Source organism: Oleisolibacter albus (genome assembly GCF_003336875.1).
GTDB lineage: Bacteria > Pseudomonadota > Alphaproteobacteria > Azospirillales > Azospirillaceae > Niveispirillum > Niveispirillum album.
Genome location: NZ_QGNJ01000009.1, coordinates 88,991 through 107,823, shown reverse-complemented (window position 1 = coordinate 107,823; position 18,833 = coordinate 88,991). Strand labels below are relative to the sequence as shown.

The window sequence follows — 18,833 nt, the reverse complement described above, 5'->3', positions numbered from 1 at the left end:
GGCGTCCCCTGTTGGTTACTGGTCTGCGCGGACGGGCATGCTATAACCCCCCTCCCGATCGTCTGGCCGCTGGGAGGGCGCTGCTTCGATGTCTCGCACGCTGTTTGGTACCGACGGAATCCGCGGGACCGCCAATACGGAGCCGATGACAGCGGAAACGGCGTTGAAGGCGGCCATGGCCGCGGCCCTGCAGTTCCGGCGCGGCATCCACCGCCATGCCGTGGTCATCGCCAAGGATACCCGCCTGTCCGGCTATATGATCGAGCCGGCGCTGGTGGCGGGCTTCACCGCCATGGGCATGGATGTGATCCTGGTCGGGCCGCTGCCGACCCCGGCCGTGGCCATGCTGACGCGCTCGCTGCGGGCCGATCTGGGGGTGATGATCTCCGCCTCCCACAACCCGTTCCAGGACAACGGCATCAAGCTGTTCGGCCCGGACGGCTACAAGCTGTCGGACGAGATCGAGGCGGAGATCGAGGCGCGCATGGCGCTGCCCTTCGCCCCCGATCTGGCCGCACCCGCGGCCCTGGGCCGGGCCCAGCGGCTGGAGGATGCCAGCGGCCGCTATATCGAGGTGGTGAAGTCCAGCTTTCCCCGCGACCTGCGGCTGGACGGGCTGAAGATCGTGGTCGATTGCGCCAACGGCGCCGCCTACAAGGTGGCGCCGCGCGTGCTGTACGAGCTGGGGGCCGAGGTGGTGCCGCTGTTCGTCAGCCCCAACGGCACCAACATCAACGCCCAGTGCGGCGCCACCCACACCGCGGCCATGCGCGCCGCCGTGCTGGAGCACAAGGCCCATATCGGTCTGGCCCTGGATGGCGATGCCGACCGGCTGATCCTGGCGGACGAGACCGGGACCCAGATCGACGGCGACCAGATCATGGCCCTGATCGGCACCAGCTGGGCCGAGGCGGGCAAGCTGCGGGGCAACGGTGTCGTCGCCACCGTCATGTCCAATCTGGGGCTGGAGCTGTTCCTGAAACGGCGCGGGCTGACGCTGGTCCGCACCCCCGTGGGCGACCGTTATGTGGTCGAGCATATGCGTGAGCACGGCTTCAATGTGGGCGGCGAGCAGTCCGGCCATATGGTGCTGTCCGATTTCGGCACCACCGGTGACGGGCTGCTGGCGGCCCTGCAGGTGCTGGCCTGCGTCAAGCGCAGCGGCCGGCCGGCGTCGGAGGTGCTGAAGCTGTTCCAGCCGCTGCCGCAGCTGCTGAAGAATGTGCGCTTCGATCCCGCGGCCGGGGTCCGGCCGCTGGAGCATGCCGCCGTGCAGGCCGCCATCGCTGCCGGTGAGGACCGGCTGGGCGGCACCGGCCGCCTGCTGATCCGCAAGTCGGGCACCGAGCCGCTGATCCGGGTCATGGCCGAAGGCGAGGACGAGGCCCTGGTCAGGGCCGTGGTCGAGGAGATCTGTGCCGTGGTGGAGCGGGTGACGCGGCCGGCCTGCCAGCCGGTGCCGTGACGCGCGGGCCGGCGACGGCCGGATACGGGAGGGGCGGGAGATGAAGGGACGGGTGCTGATCATCGCCGGATCGGATTCCGGCGGCGGGGCGGGAATTCAGGCCGACATCAAGGCGGTCACGGCCCTGGACGGCTATGCCATGACCGCCATCACGGCGCTGACGGCCCAGGACACGCGCGGCGTCCATGGCGTGCTGCCGGTGCCCACCGATTTCATCCGCCAGCAGATCAGGCTGGTGCTGGACGATCTCGGCGCCGACGCGGTGAAGACGGGCATGCTGGCCACGGCCGAGGTCATCGAGGCGGTGGCGGCCGAGCTGGCGCCCCTGGCCGGGCGGGTGCCGGTGGTGGTCGACCCGGTCATGGTGGCCAAGGGCGGGCACCGGCTGCTGGTGGAGAATGCCATCCAGGCCGTGCTGACTCGGCTGCTGCCACTGGCCGACCTGCTGACGCCCAACGCGCCCGAGGCCGAGGCGCTGACCGGCCTGCCGGTGCGCAGCCCGGAGGAGATGCGGGCGGCGGCGGCCCGGCTGCGCAGCTTCGGCGCCAAGGCCGTGCTGATGAAGGGCGGCCATCTGGACGGGCCTGTGGTCACCGACCTGTTGGTGACCGCGGCGGGGGAGACCTGCTTCACCGGCGAGCGGGTGGACACGCCGCACACCCACGGCACCGGCTGCACCCTGGCGTCGGCGATCGCCTGCGGTCTGGCCCAGGGGCTGGCCCCGACCGACGCAGTGGCGCGGGCGCGCCGCTATGTGGAGATCGCCATCCGCACCGCCCCCGGCTATGGTCACGGCCATGGCCCCCTGAACCACAGCCACACCGTGACGCCCTTCCGATGAGCCGCAGCCCGACATCCCTGGAGCAGATCCGCGCCCTGTATCTGGACACCGATTACCTCGTGCTCGACGGCAAGCGGCGGCTGACGGCCCGAGTCGGGCGGCTGAACCCGGAGATCGACGCCCTGCTGGAGCGCCGGGGCGCGGCGGAGGCGGTGTTCGTCACCGCCTGGAACCCGCGCAGCCAGCCCCGCAGCCAGGCCGACAACGATGCGGCGCATGCCCGCCTGCTGGAGATCCTGGAGGACGAGGATCTGGAGTTCCTGCCGCACGAGGGCAGGGCGCGCGGCGGCGATTGGGCCGAACAGGGCGTGCTGATCTTCGACCTGCCGCCCCTGGACGCCCTGGCCCTGGCCGAACATCTGCAGCAGAACGCCATCGTCTGGCAGGCCCTGGGCCAGCCGGCGCAGCTGCTGTTCACCCGGCTGGCGGTGGCCTGATCCCCGCGCCCGGCCGGTGTGCGGCCGGGCCGGGCGCCGTGGCCGGTTGTTTCAGCGCCGGCGCCTGTTCCCGTGGACAAGCCGCCCTGTCATCTGACAGGCTCCCCTTCCGATAAGCGGACCGCCCCGGCCAAGGGGCGGCCAGTGGAGGCAGTGCGGGAGACGGGGAATGGGGTTCAGGGCGTTCGCGGGCACGGCCTTGGCCGTCCTGCTGGCGGCGGGTCCGGCTGCCGCCGATGCGGTCCGGCAGACCAAGGGCGACTGGGAAGACAAGTTCCGCCAGCTTGAGGTGGACCTGCCCACACCCAACAGCTACCGCACGGCGTCCGGCGCGCCCGGCCACCAGTACTGGCAGCAGCGCGCCGATTACAGGATCGCGGTGACGCTGGATGCCGCCGCCAAGCGCCTCAGCGCCAGCGAGACCATCCGCTACAGCAACAATTCCCCCGACACGCTGCGTTATCTCTGGCTGCAGCTGGACCAGAACATCTTCAAGGACGGCTCCATGGCCCGCCTGACCGAGACGGCGGGCCGCGGCCGGGCCAGATCCGGCGACGAGCCGGCCGACCGGCTGACCTATGGCACGCTGCGGCGGGAGCAGGCCCACAAGGACATCGAATACGGGGTCGAGCTGACGGCGGTGACCGACGAGAAGGGCACCCCGCTGCCCTATACCGTGGTCGACACCATGATGCGCATCGATCTGCCCCGGCCGCTGGAGCCGGGCAAGTCCGTCGGTTTCCGCATCGACTGGTCCAGCAATATCGGCGACCACGACCGGATCGGCGGGCGCGGCGGCTACGAACATTTCAGGGAGACCAACACCGACCTGTTCTTCCTGGCCCAGTGGTTCCCCCGCATGGCCGCCTATACCGACTATGCCGGCTGGCAGCACAAGGCCTTCCTGGGCCGCGGCGAGTTCACGCTGGAGTTCGGGGATTACGAGGTGGCGCTGACCGTGCCGGCGGACCACATCGTGGCCGCCAGCGGCGAGTTGCAGAATCCGGGCGAGGTGCTGACGCCGGAGCAGCGCCGGCGGCTGGAGCAGGCCAGGACCGCCAGCAGCCCGGTCTTCATCGTCACCCCGGAGGAGGCCAAGGCCAACGAGGCCGCGGCCGAGGCGGGCACCCGCACCTGGGTGTTCAAGGCCCGCAATGTGCGCGACTTCGCCTGGGCCAGTTCCAACAAGTTCATCTGGGACGCCATGGGCCATCGCCAGGAGGACGGGCAGCAGCCCGTCGTTCTGGCCATGTCCTTCTATCCCAACGAGGCCGAGCCGCTGTGGTCGACATATTCGACCCAGGCCGTGGTCCATACGCTGGAGACCTATTCCAAGTATTCCTTCCCCTATCCCTATCCCACGGCCCAGTCGGTCAACACCTGGGACCGCGGCGGGATGGAATACCCGATGATCACCTTCAACGGGTCGCGGCCGGTCAAGGACAAGAAGACCGGCAAGGTCACCTATTCCGCCCAGGCCAAATACGGGCTGATCGGCGTCATCATCCATGAGATCGGGCATATCTACTTCCCGATGACGGTCAATTCCGACGAGCGGCAATGGACCTGGATGGATGAGGGGCTGAACACCTTCCTGCAGAATGTGGCGCAGCTGGAATGGGAGGCGGATTTCGGCGCCCATACCCGCAATCCCAACCTGCCCGACATCGCCATCGACTATATGCTGAGCCAGAACCAGCAGCCGATCATGACCCAGTCGGACAGCGTGGCCCAGCTCGGCCCCAACGCCTACACCAAGCCGGCCACGGCCCTGACCATCCTGCGCGAAACGGTGATGGGCCGCGCCCTATTCGACCATGCCTTCCGCGAATATGCCAACCGCTGGAAGTTCAAGCGCCCGACCCCGGCGGACTTCTTCCGCACCATGGAGGATGCGTCCGGCATCGATCTGGACTGGTTCTGGCGCGGCTGGTTCTACACCACCGACCATGTAGACATCGCCATCGACGATGTGCGCGAATACACCATCTCCAGCCGCGATCCCGAGGTGGAGAAGCCGCTGGCGCGGGCGGAGGACAGGCGGGACCGGGTCGAGCCGCTGGGTCAGGCCCGCAACCGCGAGGCCGGGGTGCAGACGCGGGTGGAGCGGTACCCCGACCTCAAGGACCTCTACAACGAGAATGACCGCTTCACCGTCACCAACAAGGACCGCAACGACCATGCGGCCCTGCTGAAGGGGCTGGAGGCGTGGGAGCGCGAAGCGCTGGAGCGGGCGCAGAAGGACAAGGACTTCGTCTATTTCCTCAGTTTCCGCAACAAGGGCGGGCTGGTCATGCCGCTGCCGCTGACCCTGACCTTCGAGGACGGGGCGACGGAGGATCTGCTGATCCCGGCGGAGATCTGGCGCCTGGACCCCAAGGCTGTGACCAAGATGCTGATCCGGCCCAGGCGCGTCGTTTCGGTCGAACTGGACCGGCGGCACGAGATCGCCGACGCCGACCGCAGCGACAACAGCTTCCCCCAGAAGATCGAGCGGTCGCGCATCGAGCTGTTCAAGGAGAAGGAGGCTGTCAGCAACCTGATGGCCGACCTGCTGGTCGAACTGAAGAGCGAGACGTCCGGCAAAGAGGGGGGCGACGGGCCGGAGAAGGAGGGGCCCGACAAGACCGGCCCCGACAAGGCTGGAAACGATAAGGCCGGAAACGGCAAGGAGGGCAGCCGCACCGATGTGCCGCTGCAACCGGGACGGAACTGATGAACCACGGATCGTTGACGCGCCGCCGGCTGCTGGCCGCCGGCCTGACCCTGGCCGGCCCGGCCCTGGCCATTGGTGTGGCCGGCACCCTGGCGGCCCGGCCGGCCCTGGCCCACCGGGCCAAGGCCTCCACCAGCTGGGTGCGATGGAACCCGCGCAATGCGCTGCTGGAGATCTCCCACCGCCTGCATGCCCATGATGCCGAGGTGGCGCTGCACGATATCGAGGGCGTGTCCGCCCCCGATGTGGGCGTCCCGCGCACCCAGGCGCAGCTGGCCCTTTATGTGGAGAAGCATTTCGCCCTGCGCGACGCCGCCGGCAACCCGCTGGATCTGACCCTGCTGGGGGCGGAGCAGGAGGGCGACCAGCTCTACATCTACCAGCAGCGGCCGCTGCCGCAACCGCCGCCGGCCTTCGGCGTGCGCGACAGCATCCTGACCGACGTGTTCCCGGAGCAGCAGAACCAGGTCAATCTCGACAATGGCCTGGCCGGCGCCGCCGGTATCCGCACCCTGATCTTCAAGGCCGGCGACGGCTGGAAGCGCGCGGAGTTCTGAGCGGGGAACAGACGGTCCGGTCGCCGCACCCTTCCTGTGGCCTGCAATCTTTGCTATCAATTCCCGCTCATGCCACACCATTCATGAGCGGGGAGGGCGGGTGGTCACGCAGGCCGACTATGTTGCGAAGAATGCGGCGATGGAGATCGCGGAGCGCGATCCCTTCACCGCGGAACGCTACCAGCAGTTCGGGCGCAAGCTGCGTCCCGGGGTGACGACCGTGCTGGATGTGGGGTCCGGCCCCGGACGCGGCGGAATTGCCTTGAAGGCCCTGCGTCCGGCCTTGCGCATCTACGGCCTTGATTGTGTCCCGTCGCGCATCGACCGCCTGCCGGCGGAGGCCTATGCCGGGGGATATTGCGGCTTCAGCACCGCCAGCGGCATTGCCGACGCCAGCTTCGATGCCATCGTCGCCGGCGAATTCATCGAGCATCTGACCTATGCCGACGGCATCGCCAGCCTTGCGGAGTTCGCCCGTATTCTCAAGCCGGCGGGCCAGATCCTGCTGACGACGCCGTACCCGGATTATATCCGCCTGCTGCTGACCGGCGGCACGACTGTCGGCGGGGCACATCTGTCGGCCCATTATCCGCGCCAGCTTGCGGTGATGCTGCGGGATGCCGGCTTTGTGAAGGTGGCGTGGTGCGGCTCCGGCAGGGTGTCGCGCCATGTCGGCGAGTCCCTGCCGATCTGGTGTTACGGCAGCTTCCTGATCCAGGCCGAATTGCCAGCGGACGGCCAACCAGCGGATGGCCAGCCAGCGGACGGCCAGCCGGCCGCCGGCTGACCGCGGCAGCGGGGCGGACCAGCGGGCTGGGGCAGCGGGGTGGGGCAGCGGGCCGGCCAGGACCCGTTCAGATCAGGGCCTGATCCAGCTGCGCCGGCTGGCCCAGCAGCGTGGCCAGCCGCTCCAGCGCCCGGGCCAGACAGTCCGCCCCGTCGATGGAGCAGAGGCAGACGCGCACGGCCTCCGGCACCTCGCCGCGGGCCAGGGCGAAGGCGTCGGCCGGCGTCACCTTGATGCCCTGTTCCAGCAGGGTGCGGGTGAAGCCGTCGCAGCGCCAGGGCGCATCCAGCGGCAGCCACAGATGCGTGGCCGCGGCGCTGGAGCCGTACAGACGCTCACCCAGGATGCGGCGCGCCAGGGCCTGACGCTCCGCCACCAGCGCGCGGCGGCGGGCGACGATGCGGTCGGCCTCGCCGCTGTCGATCAGCTCCGCCGTCACCGCCAGCCCCAGATGGGCCGGCGCCAGCACCGTGGCCCGCAGCACCTGGGCCACCTTGTCCTGCAGCACCGGCGGTGCGGCGACGATTCCGGTCCGCAGGCCGGGGAACAGGCTTTTCGAGACGCTGGAGACATAAAGCGTCTGTTCCGGCGCCAGGGCGGCCAGGGTCGGAAGGGCATGCCCCGCCGGCGGCTGGTGCAGGAAGCCGTAGACATCATCCTCCACCAGCACCAGCCCGCTGCGCCGGGCCAGGGCGGCCAGGGTCTCCCGCCGCGCCCGCGGCTGGGTCACGGTGGTGGGGTTGTGCAGCGTCGGCATGACATAGAGGGCGCGGGCACCGTGCTGGCGGGCCGCCTGCTCCACCGCGTCGGGCAGCACGCCCTGATCGTCCATGGCGACGCCCACCAGCCGCAGGCCGAGCTGCACGGCCAGCGGCCGGATGCCGGGATAGCTCAACTGCTCCACCAGAAGCACGTCGCCCGGCCGGGTGACGGCGGCCACGGCCGCATGCATGGCGCCCTGGCCGCCGGGGGCCAGCAGCAGCCGTTCGGGCGCGATCTCCGGCCCGCCGGTGGCGGCGATCCAGCGGGCCAGGCTGGTCCGCATCGACAGCGGCCCCTGCGGCAGATAGGCCATGGCCGACAGCAGGTCCGGCCGGTCCGCCACGGCGGCCAGGGCGGCGCGCAGCGACGGCCCGTCGGGCCAGAGGGCGGGGGCGTTGACCGACAGATCCACCAGCCCCGAGGGCGGGGCCGCGTCCACCGGCGCTTCCGCCAGCCGGCGCGGATCGCGCACGAAGGTGCCGCGGCCGACCTCGCCCCCGATGAGGCCCTGCCGCTCCACCTCCTGATAGGCGCGGGTGATGGTGCCCACCGTCACCTTCAGGTCCCAGGCCAGATCGCGGTGGGTGGGCAGGCGGGTGCCGGGCGGCACCCGGCCCTGGACGATGTCGTCCTGCAGGGCCTGGGCGATGATGCGGTAGAGCGGCCCGCGCCGCTGCGACAGGTCGGGACGCCAGGACAGGGGAGGAGGGCTGTTCATGCTCTGGGCCGTTGCAGGCGGGCAGGTCCGGCGGATGCCGTGGGGAGAGGCAGATGTCACCGCGACAATGTCGGCGTTGACGGTGCAAGGCATGGAATGTACCGGCATTGTATCGTATCGGCAAGGCATTGCCTGCCAGATGTTTCGCTATTGTATGCGGACAATCCGGGCGTGATGCCCGCGGGAGGGATCATGGGAACCCTGGGCGAGGGAGCGGACGAGACGGCGCCGTCCGTCCTTGAGTACGGTCTGGAGCCCGGTTTGACGGCGGCGTCGTTCATCGACCTGCTGGAGCGCTCCGGTCTGGCGGCGCGGCGGCCGGTGGCGGACCGGCCCCGGATCGAGCGCATGCTGCGCCAGGCCGACCTGATCGTGACCGCCCGCGCCGGCGGGCACCTGGTCGGGGTCGCCCGTGCGATCACCGACTTCGCCTTCTGCTGCTATCTGTCGGACCTGGCGGTCGATCGTGCCTGGCAGGGCCGCGGCATCGGCCGGCAGCTGATGCGTCTGACGCGCGATGCGGCCAGCGGGACCACGGCCGGCGGGACCCCGGCCAGCGAAACCGCGGCCAGCGAAACCGGTGCGGACGGGGCCGCGGCCGGTGCAGGTCAGCCCGTGCGCTGCCTGCTGCTCTCCGCCCCGGCGGCGCGGAGCTATTATCCCCATGTGGGTCTGGCCCCGCTGGACAACGCCTTCGATTTCACCAGCCTTTGAGGATCGCCATGCGCTTGCCGCTCTATCAGGTCGACGCCTTCACCGACCGGGTGTTCGCCGGAAATCCGGCGGCGGTGGTGCCGCTGCCGGACTGGCTGCCGGCCGCGACCATGCAGGCCATCGCCGCCGAGAACAATCTGTCGGAAACCGCCTTCTTCGTGGCGGAAGGGGACGGGGTCTGGGGGCTGCGCTGGTTCACGCCGTCGGTGGAGGTGGATCTGTGCGGCCACGCCACCCTGGCGACGGCCCATGTCATCAGCACCATTCTGGCGCCGGGCACGACCGATCTGCGCTTCCGCACCCAGCGCGCGGGCGAGCTGCGGGTGACGGCGGCGGGCGATGTGCTGACGCTGGACTTCCCCGCCCGGCCGCCGCACCGGGTCGAGGCGCCGGAGGCGCTGCTGCGGGGCCTGGGCGGCCCTGCGCCGCAGGCGGTGCTGGCGGCGCGGGATTATCTGGTCGTCTATGAGACGGCGGAGCAGGTGGCGGGGCTGGCGCCGGACATGGCGGTGGTGGCCGGGCTGGACCGCATGGCCATCGTCACCGCACCCGGACCCGCCCCAGCCGGCACGGATGACCGTGACGGCATCGACTTCGTGTCCCGCTTCTTCGCCCCCGGCCGGGGCATTCCGGAGGACCCGGTGACCGGCTCCGCCCACTGCACCCTGATCCCCTATTGGGCGGAGCGGCTGGGCCGGACCACGCTGGAGGCACGGCAGCTGTCCCGCCGCGGCGGCCGGCTGCGCTGCGCCCTGGCCGGCGACCGGGTGCGCATCGGCGGCCGGGCCGTGCTCTATCTCGACGGGCACATCCATGTCTGAGCGGCCGGTTCCCGATCCGGCCGATCCGGGGGACGGGCCGGTGCCGGCCTGGACCCGCGACGACGGGCATGTGGTCTCCACCGACCCGGCGCGGCTGGATTTCGACGTCATCCATCCCGCCCTGGCTGCCAGCTACTGGTCGCCGGGCGTGGAGCGGGCGCGGGTGGAGCGGGCGGCCCGCCATTCCATCCCCTTCGGCCTCTACGCCCCCGACGGGGTGCAGTGCGGTTATTGCCGCGTCGTCAGCGACCGGGCGACCTTCGCCTATCTGGCCGACGTCATCGTGGTCGAGACGGCGCGGGGCCGGGGGCTGGGGCGCTGGCTGGTTTCCTGCACCCTGGCCCATCCCGATCTGCAGGATCTGCGGCGCTGGATGCTGTTCACCCGTGACGCCCATCTGCTGTACGCCCGCCTCGGCTTCGGCCCGCTGACCAATCCGGCCCGGGTCATGGTCCGGCCCGGCGGGGCACCATCGACGATCTGAAACCGGTTTTTTGCATCGTTGTAACCTAATCGAAAGGATTAATCGGTTTACCCGGGGAAGCGGTCTGCGCCAGACTGGCCACCTGTCGGCATGCGGCGATCCACGCTGCATGCCTTTGTAGGTGAATGTGGCCCCTTGCCTGGGACTCCGACTTTGGATTTTGATCGTGCGACCCTGGTCGGCAGGGTGGAAACCGTCTACGAGCTGCACAGCCTGCACGGGGATGCATGGCTGCTGGTGAAGGAGCATGCCGGCCTGCACGCGCTGGAGCGGCAGGGGGCCTTGCTGGCCCAGCGCAACGAGGTGGACGGGGTGCGGGTGGTGCGCCGTCTGGACTATGTCGATCACGGGTTCCGCACGGTGGTGACGCTGTCGAAGCGCCTGCGCCCCGGCGTGCAGGAGACGGACCCGCTGGCCGTGGCCCATCCGGGCCGCGACGTGTCCTGGTGCGACGGGCCGGAGGATCTGCTGAGCGACGCGGCCCGCCAGCTGATGCGGTCCTTTCTCGGCCGTTATCTCGATGAACAGCGGGTCACGCCGCTGGAGGTGCTGAGCTACGAGGTGCCGGCGCGCGCCCTGGACAGCGCCGGCACCGTGCTGCAGGGCGCGCTGCAACGCATCGCCAGCCTGCAGGTCCGCGGCACACGGCAGACGGCGGCGGCCCGCATGAAGGCACTGCTGGCTGTCATCGAGGCGGGGCTGGGCGGTCTCAACGCCGCGGCGCGGGCCGGGGCGCCGCCGCCCATCCCGGCCGACGGGCTGGCGGCGCTGTCGGCGGCCCTGCCGGCGGGCGAGGCCGGGGTCCGTGCCCTGTTCCGTGCCGTCGCCGCCCATCTGGCTCCGGCCACCACCTGGGTGGACAAGCTCGACCGGCTGTTCCGGCTGTGGTCGCGCACGCTGACCGTGCGCGAGATGCGGGTGCTGGACAGTCTGGCCGCGGAGATCCTGGCCTCACCCTCGGCCCTGAAGGCGCTGGCGGGCGAACAGCAGACGCGGCTGGCCCTGGTGCTGAACGCCATCGACCTGCATGCCGGCCATCTGGGCGGCGGCGGCACGGCGCTGCCGCCCGGGGTGAAATGTCTGTCGACACTGCTGGCGGCGGGCGTGCTGCCGCGCACCCTGGCCGAGCTGCGGCATGGGCTGCTGCGCCATCTGCATGCCCGGCTGCCGCTGGGCAGCAACGGCGGGCTGCGCGACGAGATGCGGGCCACGGCCCAGGTGCTGGCGCATCTGCGCCGCCATGATCCGTCGCTGGCCGAGGACGAGGAGGTGGTCGAGGCCCTGTCGGTCCGTGCCGGCCGCCTGATCCAGCCGGAGGCGGTGTCCGATCTGGTGACCCCGGTCCGCACCATCCTGGGCCGGGCCGAGCTGCTGCTGGATCTGGCGGCGGAGACGCCGGGCGAGGCGGCCAAGGCCAAGCTGATGCCCTATCTCCGCCCCTTCGTGGCGCCGGAGGATATCGTGCGCGAGCAGGGCAACCGCATGGAGGCCATCAAGCCGCTGGCCGGGTTGGCCAGCCGTCTGGCCGCGGCGGACCTGCCGGCCGTGCCCCGGCGGGAGATGCTGGAGATTCTGGACTCGGCCCTGTTCGAGCTGATCCGGGCCGAGATCCTGGCCAACACCGCCCTGGCCTTCACCGACCGCATGCTGGCGCTGCTGCGGCTCTGCCCCGGCCTGCCCGAGGGGCGGGCGCGCCAGCTGGCCACCGACCAGCTGACCCAGGCCCTGAAGCGGCCGGAGTTCATCCTGCATTATCTGGAGCGCTTCACCAGCGTCCAGGCCCGCCGTGACGCCTTCTTCGGCCTGTGCAACACCATGCTGGAGTCCGGCCTGGTGGACCGGTCGCTGGTGCCGATGGCCGCCTGAGCGGGGCGTTTCCGCGGAATTGCTAATATTCTTTCCATTGCGGAGTCTGCAGGGCAGAAATCTGATCGGCGCGGGGGGTGCGGCAATTGACCGGGGGGGCGACTTCCCCTACTGTCGGCGGCGGGTCACGCCCCCCCAACGGGGCGCTACTATTCTGGAAGGAATAGCCATATGCTGGCTCTGCCGAAGCCCGCGGTTCGCCCCGCGAATCCGCAATTCTCGTCCGGCCCCTGCGCCAAGCGCCCGGGCTGGACCATCGAGGCACTCAAGGGTGCCCTGGTCGGCCGTTCCCACCGCTCCAAGCCCGGCAAGGCCAAGCTGGAGCAGGTGATCTCCCTCTCCAAGGACATTCTGGGCATCCCCGCCGATTACCGGCTGGGCATCGTTCCCGCCTCCGACACCGGTGCGGTCGAGATGGCCCTGTGGTCGCTGCTGGGCGCCCGCGGCGTCGACATGCTGGCCTGGGAGAGCTTCGGCAAGGACTGGGTCACCGACGTGGTCAAGCAGCTGAAGCTGGCCGATGTCCGCACCCTGACCGCCGGCTATGGCAAGATCCCCGACCTGTCCACGGTGGATTTCAGCCGTGATGTGGTCTTCACCTGGAACGGCACCACCTCGGGCGTGCGCGTGCCGGACGGCGACTGGATCGCCGACGACCGCGAAGGGCTGGCCATCTGCGACGCCACCTCGGCCGCCTTCGCCATGGATCTGCCCTGGCACAAGCTGGATGTGGTCACCTGGTCCTGGCAGAAGGTGCTGGGCGGCGAGGCCGCGCACGGCATGCTGGTGCTGAGCCCGCGCGCCGTGGCCCGGCTGGAAAGCTACAAGCCGGCCTGGCCGCTGCCGAAGATCTTCCGCATGACCAAGGACGGCAAGATCTCCGAGGGCATCTTCAAGGGGGAGACCATCAACACCCCCTCGATGATCGCGGTGGAGGATGCCATCGACGGGCTGACCTGGGCCCAGTCGGTTGGCGGGCTGGCGGGGCTGAAGGCCCGGTCGGAGGCGAACCTCAAGACCATCGCCGACTGGGTGGCCGCGACCGGCTGGGTCGATTTCCTGGCGGAGACGCCGGAGACCCGCTCCTGCACCTCCATCTGCCTGAAGATCGTGGACCCCGCGGTCACGGCTCTGCCGGCCGAGGCCCAGGCCGAGTTCGCCAAGAAGGTGACGTCGCTGCTGGAGAAGGAGGGCGTGGCCCTCGATGCCGGCTCCTACCGCGACGCCCCGCCGGGCATCCGCCTCTGGGGCGGCGCCACGGTGGAGAATGCCGATATGGCCGCCCTGCTGCCCTGGCTGGACTGGGCCTATGCCCAGGTGAAGGCCGGCTGATCTGCGTCCCCCGGTCGGGGTGAGCCAGCGGCGACCCCGACACCCCTCCCGCTATCCCGCAACAGATGCCGTGTGCCCGCAGTCCTGGGTCCCTTCATTGCCCCTGGCCTGCGCGCGGCGCCGGTTCCGCCAAGGAGTTTCCCCATGCCCAAGGTTCTCATTTCCGACAGCCTGAGCCCCCGCGCCGTCGAGATCTTCAAGGAGCGCGGCGTTGAGGTCGATGTGAAGACCGGCCTGAAGCCCGACGAGCTGAAGGCCATCATCGGCGAGTATGACGGCCTGGCCATCCGCTCGGCCACCAAGGTGACCAAGGACATCCTGGCCGCCGCCACCAACCTCAAGGTGGTCGGCCGCGCCGGCATCGGCGTCGACAATGTCGACATCCCCGCCGCCACCGCCCGCGGCGTGGTGGTGATGAACACACCGTTCGGCAATTCCATCACCACGGCCGAGCACGCCATCGCCATGATGTTCGCCCTGGCGCGCGAGATCCCGGCCGCCAACACCTCCACCCATGCCGGCAAGTGGGAGAAGAACCGCTTCATGGGCGTGGAGCTGTACGGCAAGGTGCTGGGCATCATCGGCTGCGGCAATATCGGCAGCATCGTCGCCGACCGCGCCATCGGCCTGAAGATGAAGGTCGTGGCCTTCGACCCGTTCCTGTCGCCGGAACGCGCCACCGAGATCGGCGTGGAGAAGGTGGAGCTGGACGAGCTGCTGCGCCGGGCCGACTTCATCACCCTGCACACGCCGCTGACCGAGGCGACCCGCAACATCCTGGACGCCAAGGCCCTGTCGAAGACCAAGAAGGGCGTGCGCATCATCAACTGCGCCCGCGGCGGCCTGATCGTGGAAGAGGCGCTGAAGGCGGCGCTGGATGCCGACCATGTGGCCGGCGCCGCGCTGGACGTGTTCGCCGAGGAGCCGGCCAAGGCCCATCCGCTGTTCGGCAACGAGAAGGTCATCGCCACCCCGCACCTGGGCGCCAGCACCACCGAGGCGCAGGAGAATGTGGCGCTGCAGGTGGCCGAGCAGCTGTCGGACTATCTGATGCAGGGCGCCGTGGTCAACGCGCTGAACATGCCGTCGGTGTCGGCCGAGGATGCCCCGAAGCTGAAGCCCTATATGAAGCTGGCCGAGCAGCTGGGCGGCTTCGCCGGCCAGATCACCGAGAGCGGCATCAAGGCCGTGACCATCGAGTATGAGGGGCAGGTGGCCGATCTCAACACCCGGCCGCTGACCGCCATCGTGCTGAAGGGCCTGCTGGGGCCGCTGATGGAGTCGGTCAACATGGTCAACGCGCCCGTCATCGCCAAGGAGCGCGACATCAAGGTCAGCGAGACCAAGCGCGAGAGCGCCGGCGATTACCAGACCCTGGTCCGCGTCATCGTCACCACCGAGACCCGCACCCGTGCCGTGGCCGGCACCCTGTTCGGCGGCGACAAGCCCCGGCTGGTGGAGATCGAGGAGGTGCCGATCGAGGCCGAGGTCACGCCGCACATGCTGTTCATCCGCAACGAGGACAAGCCGGGCTTCATCGGCAAGCTGGGCAGCGCGCTGGGCGATGCCGGCGTCAACATCGCCACCTTCCATCTGGGCCGCACGGCGCCGGGGGCCAATGCCATCGCCCTGGTCAGTGTCGACCAGCAGATGGGCGATGCCCTGCTGGAGACCATCCGCGCCCTGCCCAGCGTGGTCCGTGCCAAGGAACTGTCCTTCTGACCCTCCGTCTGCTCCCGGTCCGATCCGCTCCCGGCCCTGTGGCCGGGGGTGGGCGGTCCGGCGCGCGGGGTGAAAAACGTCACGAATGTCGCAACTGATTTGTGGTATGACCGGTGAGGTGCCCCGGTCCGCCGGATCGGGGCAGCGTCCGGAATAATCTTTCAACCGCAGGTGTTAGGCGATGCGATACGGGCATGAACCGACCTCGAATTTGACCTCCGTGACCAAGACCGAGCTGGCCTCGGCGTTGCAGGAAATCAGCCGCGAGCTGGAAGGTCTGCGCGCCGAAATCGAAAAGGTCGGTACCGTCGCCCAGCAGATCGATGCCATCGCCAAGCAGACCAACCTGCTGGCGCTGAACGCCACCATCGAGGCGGCCCGTGCCGGTGAGGCCGGCAAGGGCTTTGCCGTCGTCGCCGGCGAGGTGAAGAACCTGTCGGGTCAGACCGCGGCGGCCACCGCCGAGATCTCCTCGGTGTTGCAGAGCCTGACCAAGCGCACCCAGCATCTGGGCCAGCTGGTCGAGCGGGCCATCACCAACGCCTGATGCGGCCTTGTGACGGCCGGCCCTCCGCCTCGGGGCGGGGCCGGCCGTCCGCCTGCGGCCGGCAGCGGTGCCGCGCCGGTTGGCTGTGCGCCGCGGGGTGCGCAGATCCGTTTGCACCCGGGAAGCCGGCATGCTTGTCTGCCGGCCATGACCCAGACCGATTCGCTCCCATCTGCACCCGTGCAACCCGCCGATCCCGCTTCGGCCGCTGCCGCGGGCAGAGACACCGCCGCCTCCCGCATCGCCATCATCGGGGGTGGCCCGGCCGGCCTGATGGCCGCCGAGATCCTGTCCGCCGCCGGTCGCGGCGTCGACGTCTACGAGGCCTTGCCCTCCGCCGGCCGTAAATTCCTGATGGCCGGGCGCGGCGGGCTGAACATCACCCATTCCGAACCGCTGGACCGTTTCCTGTCCCGCTATGGCGCCGCCCGCCCGCTGTTCGAGCGGCTGCTGGCCCGATTCTCCCCTGCCGATCTGCGCGCCTGGTGCGCCGGCCTGGGTGTGCCCACCCTGGTCGGTTCCTCCGGCCGGGTCTTTCCCGAGGGGTTCAAGGCCAGTCCGCTGCTGCGGGCCTGGCTGGCCCGGCTGGCGGCCCAGGGCGTGCGCCTGTTCCTCCGCCACCGCTGGAGCGGCTGGGACGAAGCCGGGCGGCTGTGCTTCGACACGCCGTCGGGGCGGGTGGAGGTGCAGCCCCTGGCCACCGTGCTGGCGCTGGGCGGCGCCAGCTGGCCGCGGCTGGGATCGGACGGGCGCTGGGCGCCGCTGGTGCAGGCCCGGGGCGTCGGACTGGCCCCGTTCCGCCCGTCCAACAGCGGATTCGACATCGCCTGGGGGCCGGGCTTCCTGGAGCGGGCCGAAGGCCAGCCGCTGAAGCGCATCGCCCTGGGCTTCGCCGGGCGGACCGTGCCCGGCGAACTGGTCATCACCCGCAGCGGGCTGGAGGGCGGGGCGCTCTATGCCCTGTCGGCGCCGGTGCGCGACGCGCTGGAGCGCGACGGGCAGGCCACGGTGCTACTGGACCTGAAGCCCGACCTGTCCCCGGCCCAGATCCAGAACAAGCTGGCGCGGGTGCCGGCCGCCGACAGCCTGGCCAACCGGCTGCGCAAGGCCCTGTCGCTGACCCCGCCGGTGGGGGCGCTGCTGCGCGAGCTGTGCCGGCCCGAGGATCTGGTCCGGCCTGCCGCCCTGGCGGCCCGGATCAAGGCGGTGCCGCTGGTCTTCACCGGCATGCGCGGACTGGACCGCGCCATCTCCACCGCCGGTGGCATCCGCCTGGACGAGCTGGATGCCAATCTGATGCTGCGGCGCTGCCCCGGCCTGTTCGCCTGCGGCGAGATGCTGGACTGGGAGGCGCCGACCGGCGGTTATCTGCTGCAGGGATGCATGGCCAGCGGCGTCGGCGTGGCCGAGGGTGTGCTCTCCTGGTTACACGACCATTAACATTGGGTTGCATAAGCACAATTCTATCACAAAGTTGCAATGAGTCTCGGATATCAACCCTGAATCGGTGGCGGGAAGGGCGTGGAGTCGGCTGTGCGGCCCGGCTCCATGCCCGCGGACGGCGGTGGGCGTCTGACGGAACCGAGGAGGGGAGATGCGTCTGTATGCGCTGGCGCGGGCGGCCTTGACGCTGCCCGCGGCTGATATTCTCGCGGATCTGTGCCGGTTCGATCCGGCCCGCCGTTGGGTGCTGGAGGGGCGGTCGCCGCAGATCGGCGCCGGGGCGGTGTTTGCCGGGGCGGGCGGCAGCCGCGATCTCCGCATCGTCCTGCAGCGGCTCGATGCACTGGCGGTGGGGCCGGCCGATCCCGATGTGCTCAACCGCTGCTGGTGGCTGGAGGACGGGGCCGTCCTGGTGGCCCGGCACCGGCTGCATTATCGCCTGTCGCTCCCCGACGCCGATGAAAGCTGGCTGACCGCCACCGAGGCGGCGCGGCTGCTGACCCGGGTCATGGCCGGGCTGGCCTGCGATCCGGCGCTGACGGCGGTCTGGAACGACACGGCCCGGGTGCTGTTCGCCGCCGAGCATATGCATGGCTTCGCCCGGCGGGCGGCGGGCGGCGATGTGCCGTTGCAGCTGTGGCTGGGCCTGACCTACGGGCTGGACAAGCCGGGGCTGGTCTCTGTGTCCACCAGCGGTCTGGCCGACTTCATGGGCTTCGAGGTCGAGCTGTGGGACGCGCCCTGGTCGGTGGAGGCGGCGGGGGAGAAGGTGACGTCGCTGCTGCGCTATCTGCTGCGGCACGGGCCGGTGCTGGGCGACGCCATCGGCAGCGGCGGCGGGCCGGGCCGGGTGCATTACCGCTTCGGCTACAGCCGGCTGGCGCGGCCGCAGCCGGTCCAGGCCATGTTCCTGGAGGTGGCGGCCCCGTCGGTTCCGGTGGCCGGCCGCATCGGCGAGAGCCGCAGCCGCGAACGGCCCCGCAGCGGGCGCAGGCCCGGCCGGGAGCCGTGACCCCCCAACCGGCGGCGCGGCTGCGGGTGCCGGGGCGCGCGGGGCGGGATCTCAGCTCCGGGCCGGCTCCCGCGGGACCGGCATGGCGTGGGTGCTCTTGACCTCCTCCATCACCATGTAGGTGTGGGTCTGGGCCACGCCGGGAAGGCTGGCCATCTGTTCCAGGAAGGCGCGATAGGCCGCCATGTCGGCCACCCGCACCTTGATGAGATAGTCGAAGCCGCCGGCCACCATGTGGCATTCCTGGATCTCGTCCAGATGCGACACGGCCTCGGCGAACAGGCGGAAGACGTCGGGCGAGGTGCGGTCCAGCCGCACCTCGACGAAGGCCATCAGCGCCCGGTCCAGCCGTTCCGGGTCCAGCAGGGCCACATACCGGCGGATATAGCCCTCCCGCTCCAGCCGCCGCACCCGCTCCAGGCAGGGGGTGGGGGAGAGATTGACCTGCCGCGCCAGTTCCACATTGGACAGGCGCCCATCCTGCTGCACCAGGCGCAGGATGTTGAGGTCGATCCGGTCGAGCCTGTGGCCGTTTCCCCGATCCGCCATATTTTCCCCTGTGTGTTATTTGGCTGACAGCACAACATAGCGCCGTTCCGCTTAAAACGG

The 18,833-nt window shown here is 70.2% G+C and carries 17 protein-coding genes; 15 read left to right on the top strand and 2 right to left on the bottom strand.

Annotated features, from left to right (window positions below):
* Nucleotides 1-88 precede the first annotated feature (88 nt).
* From glmM to DK368_RS13695, 6 genes are all read left to right on the top strand, one after another.
* The gene (glmM, locus tag DK368_RS13725) at nucleotides 89-1,465 is read left to right on the top strand and encodes a phosphoglucosamine mutase (RefSeq protein ID WP_114394526.1); all 1,377 of its coding nucleotides are present in this window, start codon (nucleotides 89-91) and stop codon (nucleotides 1,463-1,465) included.
* 40 nt (nucleotides 1,466-1,505) lie between these two features.
* Nucleotides 1,506-2,306 (top strand): bifunctional hydroxymethylpyrimidine kinase/phosphomethylpyrimidine kinase, encoded by an 801-nt coding sequence (gene thiD, locus DK368_RS13720; protein WP_114394525.1) that lies wholly within the window; start codon nucleotides 1,506-1,508, stop codon nucleotides 2,304-2,306.
* A complete protein-coding gene (locus tag DK368_RS13715; RefSeq protein ID WP_114394524.1) occupies nucleotides 2,303-2,743 on the top strand; it encodes a DUF3293 domain-containing protein in 441 nt (146 codons plus the stop codon). The genes thiD and DK368_RS13715 overlap by 4 nt, the downstream gene beginning before the upstream one ends.
* Nucleotides 2,744-2,912: 169 nt before the next feature.
* Nucleotides 2,913-5,459 (top strand): M1 family metallopeptidase, encoded by a 2,547-nt coding sequence (locus DK368_RS13710; RefSeq protein WP_114394523.1) that lies wholly within the window; start codon nucleotides 2,913-2,915, stop codon nucleotides 5,457-5,459.
* Entirely contained in the window at nucleotides 5,459-6,016 is a 558-nt protein-coding gene (locus DK368_RS21425) for a DUF6702 family protein (RefSeq protein ID WP_155524577.1), read from the top strand. The genes DK368_RS13710 and DK368_RS21425 overlap by 1 nt, the downstream gene beginning before the upstream one ends.
* A 100-nt stretch (nucleotides 6,017-6,116) precedes the next feature.
* Complete coding sequence (locus DK368_RS13695) at nucleotides 6,117-6,803, top strand: class I SAM-dependent methyltransferase (RefSeq protein ID WP_114394520.1); 687 nt, start codon at nucleotides 6,117-6,119, stop codon at nucleotides 6,801-6,803.
* A 67-nt stretch (nucleotides 6,804-6,870) separates the two neighbouring features.
* Here the strand turns inward: DK368_RS13695 and DK368_RS13690 are convergent, their stop codons facing one another.
* Nucleotides 6,871-8,283 (bottom strand): aminotransferase-like domain-containing protein, encoded by a 1,413-nt coding sequence (locus DK368_RS13690; protein ID WP_162306031.1) that lies wholly within the window; start codon nucleotides 8,281-8,283, stop codon nucleotides 6,871-6,873.
* 192 nt (nucleotides 8,284-8,475) lie between these two features.
* Between DK368_RS13690 and DK368_RS13685 the strand changes: the two genes are divergently transcribed.
* The 9 genes from DK368_RS13685 to DK368_RS13645 all read left to right on the top strand — a co-directional run bounded on the left by DK368_RS13685 (nucleotide 8,476) and on the right by DK368_RS13645 (nucleotide 18,224).
* Nucleotides 8,476-8,997 carry a GNAT family N-acetyltransferase gene (locus tag DK368_RS13685; RefSeq protein ID WP_114394518.1) on the top strand — a complete coding sequence of 174 codons (522 nt, stop codon included), beginning with the start codon at nucleotides 8,476-8,478 and terminating at the stop codon, nucleotides 8,995-8,997.
* Nucleotides 8,998-9,005: 8 nt separating this feature from the next.
* Nucleotides 9,006-9,818, top strand: coding sequence for a PhzF family phenazine biosynthesis protein (locus DK368_RS13680; protein ID WP_114394517.1), 813 nt, complete (start codon nucleotides 9,006-9,008; stop codon nucleotides 9,816-9,818).
* Nucleotides 9,811-10,302 (top strand): GNAT family N-acetyltransferase, encoded by a 492-nt coding sequence (locus DK368_RS13675; RefSeq protein WP_205028223.1) that lies wholly within the window; start codon nucleotides 9,811-9,813, stop codon nucleotides 10,300-10,302. Before DK368_RS13680 ends, DK368_RS13675 begins: the two co-directional genes overlap by 8 nt.
* A 153-nt stretch (nucleotides 10,303-10,455) precedes the next feature.
* Nucleotides 10,456-12,168: a hypothetical protein gene (locus DK368_RS13670; protein ID WP_114394516.1), complete on the top strand. Its 1,713-nt coding sequence runs from the start codon at nucleotides 10,456-10,458 to the stop codon at nucleotides 12,166-12,168.
* A 171-nt stretch (nucleotides 12,169-12,339) separates the two neighbouring features.
* Complete coding sequence (locus DK368_RS13665) at nucleotides 12,340-13,500, top strand: phosphoserine transaminase (RefSeq protein WP_114394515.1); 1,161 nt, start codon at nucleotides 12,340-12,342, stop codon at nucleotides 13,498-13,500.
* 144 nt (nucleotides 13,501-13,644) lie between these two features.
* Nucleotides 13,645-15,222, top strand: coding sequence for a phosphoglycerate dehydrogenase (gene serA, locus DK368_RS13660; protein ID WP_114394514.1), 1,578 nt, complete (start codon nucleotides 13,645-13,647; stop codon nucleotides 15,220-15,222).
* 220 nt (nucleotides 15,223-15,442) lie between these two features.
* A complete protein-coding gene (locus DK368_RS22305) occupies nucleotides 15,443-15,769 on the top strand; it encodes a methyl-accepting chemotaxis protein (protein ID WP_275668529.1) in 327 nt (108 codons plus the stop codon).
* Nucleotides 15,770-15,916: 147 nt separating this feature from the next.
* Nucleotides 15,917-17,209, top strand: coding sequence for a TIGR03862 family flavoprotein (locus DK368_RS13650; protein WP_114394512.1), 1,293 nt, complete (start codon nucleotides 15,917-15,919; stop codon nucleotides 17,207-17,209).
* A 154-nt stretch (nucleotides 17,210-17,363) separates the two neighbouring features.
* Entirely contained in the window at nucleotides 17,364-18,224 is an 861-nt protein-coding gene (locus tag DK368_RS13645; RefSeq protein WP_114394511.1) for a hypothetical protein, read from the top strand.
* 51 nt (nucleotides 18,225-18,275) lie between these two features.
* Here the strand turns inward: DK368_RS13645 and DK368_RS13640 are convergent, their stop codons facing one another.
* Complete coding sequence (locus DK368_RS13640) at nucleotides 18,276-18,773, bottom strand: Lrp/AsnC ligand binding domain-containing protein (protein ID WP_114394510.1); 498 nt, start codon at nucleotides 18,771-18,773, stop codon at nucleotides 18,276-18,278.
* Nucleotides 18,774-18,833: the final 60 nt, after the last annotated feature.